General features: G+C 68.5%; 2 protein-coding genes. Both read right to left on the bottom strand.

Translation table 11 applies throughout. The features are described from left to right. Positions 1-114 precede the first annotated feature (114 nt). Positions 115-906, bottom strand: a complete 792-nt coding sequence (gene istB, locus ABD331_RS60555) for an IS21-like element helper ATPase IstB (RefSeq protein WP_305925671.1) — start codon at positions 904-906, stop codon at positions 115-117. Then, entirely contained in the window at positions 906-2,435 is a 1,530-nt protein-coding gene (gene istA / locus ABD331_RS60560; RefSeq protein WP_344496666.1) for an IS21 family transposase, read from the bottom strand. Before istA ends, istB begins: the two co-directional genes overlap by 1 nt. Between the last annotated feature and the right edge of the window lie 131 nt (positions 2,436-2,566).

A 2,566-nucleotide genomic window follows, 5' to 3' on the forward strand; every position in this document is an offset into this window, starting at 1 on the left:
TGTCAATGGCCTTTGAGCTCTCCCCGCTGGCGGCCAGATAGTTCACACGCTGGTGGCCATGAGGGTGTCCCCAACGGCGGCCAGTTATCTCCCCGCCGTTGATGGATGTGTGGGTCAGGTGAAGGGCTTGACGCCCTGTCCCGAGGTGGCCTGGGTGAGCCGGAAGCTGTCACCCTGAGTGACCACGATGTGAGCGTGGTGCATGAGCCGGTCGACGGTGGCGGTGGCCAAGGTCTTGGGCATGATCTCGTCGAAGCCCGAGGGATGGAGGTTGGAGCTGACGGCCAGCGAGCGGCGCTCGTAGGCGGCGTCGACCAGCCGGTAGAAGCCCTCGGCCGCGTCCGGTGAGACCGGTAGCAGGCCGATGTCATCGACGATGATCAGATCGGAGCGGATGACGCGGGCCAGCGCGCGGGCTATGGAGTCGTCGGCGCGGTGGCGGCGGACCAGGGCGCCGAGGTCTTCGATGGTGAACCAGGCCACCGTCATCCCGGCCTCGACGGCTGCCTGGCCGAGGGCCTCGCTGAAGTGTGATTTTCCTGTGCCCGACGGCCCGCAGACACATAGATTCTCCCGTCGTCGCACCCATTCCAGGCTCTTGAGGGCATCTTGGGTGGGGCGGGGGATGGACGAGGCGCCCTCGTCCCAGTCGCCGAAGGTCTTGCCTGCGGGGAAGCCCGCGCGTCGGCGGCGGGTGTGCAGGTTGGCCCGGTCGCGGCCGGCGGCTTCCTCGGCGAGCAGGACGCGCACCACTTCGGCCGGATCCCAGCGCTGGGCCTTGGCAGTGGGGATCAGATCAGCGAGTGCCCGGCGGATGTGCGGCAGCTTCAACCGTTTGGTGAGCTCGACGGCTTCGGCGAGCGGGTCGCCGGTGGAAGCGTGGACGGAACGCAAGGGTGTGGCCATCAGAAGGTGTCCTCGTCGAGATCGGTGCCGGCGGGGGCGGGGGTGGTGCCGAAGCGGGCCCAGGCGGAGGTGCCCGGTTGCAGGCTGTGCGTCTCGCTGGCGCGGGTGGGCTGGTCGCTGTCGTGTTTGACCTGGTAGTCCAGGATGGACAGCAGATCGGCGTCGGCGAAGCGGCCGGTCAACGCGGCGGTGCCTAGCGCCCGGTCGACCTGGGCGGTCGAATACAGCTTGGCCAGGGCGACGGCCTCGGCCATCTTGGCTTTGACCCGGCGGGTGCCCGCCGCCGCAGCTTCGGTCAGCCAGGTGGCCGCGCCGGGACCGATCATCAAGAACGCGGCCTCCTCGGCGCTGGTGGCCTTCGGTTTGCGGTCACCCTCCTTGTTCTCCCGGGGCGGGTAGTGCGCGGCGTCGATGACCGGGGTTCCGGCCTGGCCACGAGCGTGCCGGGCGACCTCGCGTGCGGTGCCATCCGCGGCAACAGCGGTGACGAGGAGTTCATCGCCATGAAAACGCGCCCAGACGCGGGTGTCGATCAGCTCGTGGGGCACCGAGTAGCGCACCGCCTCCACCGAGATCGTCGAATCCCAGCAAACCCGACGGGTGGTGCCGAAGGCGACGGTGAACGGCTGCTTGGGCAGTGGATGCAGCCGCTGGCGTTCCTCGGCCAGCAGTTCGACCGGGCGGCGCTTGGTCACCCGGTGCACCCGGGCGTTGACCTCCTCGCCGAAGGCCCGGCAGGCCGCCTCCAGCTCTCCGAACGTGCGGTAGTCGGCCACCAGGTTGACCTCGGTGGGCACCAGGTCGGCTTTGGCGATGCGCACCGTCGCCTCGCTGCCGCCCTTGGATTCCGGATCAGCCGGCACGCAGGTGCGGATGGTCATCCCGTAGTGCCGGGCGATCTCCACGATCTCCGGGTTGCGCACCGCGATCCCGGCGATGTGGTCGGTCGTGACCGTCTTCTCGTTGTCGGTCAGCGCGTAGGCGGGTACTCCGCCGATCCGGCGCAACGTCGCATCCAGGCACGCGGCGATCGTCGGCATGGTCTTGTCCCAGACCGGGATGACCACCCGAAACCGCGACCAGGCCAGCCATGCGCACCACAAAATCGTCTGTCGGCCCTTGATCACCGGGCCCCATCCCCAGTCCCACTGCAGCCACAGCCCCGGCTCAGTGATCCACGGCCGATAGACCCGCCGCTGCCCCGCACGGTACTGCGCCTTCGCCTCGGCCACCGTGCGCCGGGTGGTGCGCTCCCCGCCGGTGAACCCCATCGCGACCAGCCGCTTGTGGACCACATCGGCGCGGATCTTCCCGTTCGAGCGGACCACCAACTCCTCGATCTTCGGCAGGAACGCATCAATCGCCCGCTCACGATGCCGCCTGTCCTGCGGGTTCTGCCCAGCAGCCCGCATCTTCACATACCGAGCCACCGTGTGATGGTCGCACCCGGCCAATTCGGCCGCAGCGCGGTAACTGCCCGTGAGGTCGTACGCCTCCAGGATTTCCATGATCTCCCTGCTGTTCTTCACCCGGACGATGATCACCGTCCGGGTCTGGACGGGGCGAACCGGGGAGATATCTGGCCGTACGCGGGGAACCTCGTGGCCGTCAGTGGGGCGCTAAATGGCCGCCTATGGGGAGTATGTCGCGGCCGCTGTCA

The organism is Nonomuraea monospora (assembly GCF_039531895.1).
Lineage (GTDB): Bacteria > Actinomycetota > Actinomycetes > Streptosporangiales > Streptosporangiaceae > Nonomuraea > Nonomuraea monospora.

Excerpts from the sequence above, each read along its gene's own strand:
- istB (WP_305925671.1), bottom strand. The coding sequence starts at position 906 with ATGGCCACACCCTTGCGTTCCGTCCACGCTTCCACCGGCGACCCGCTC.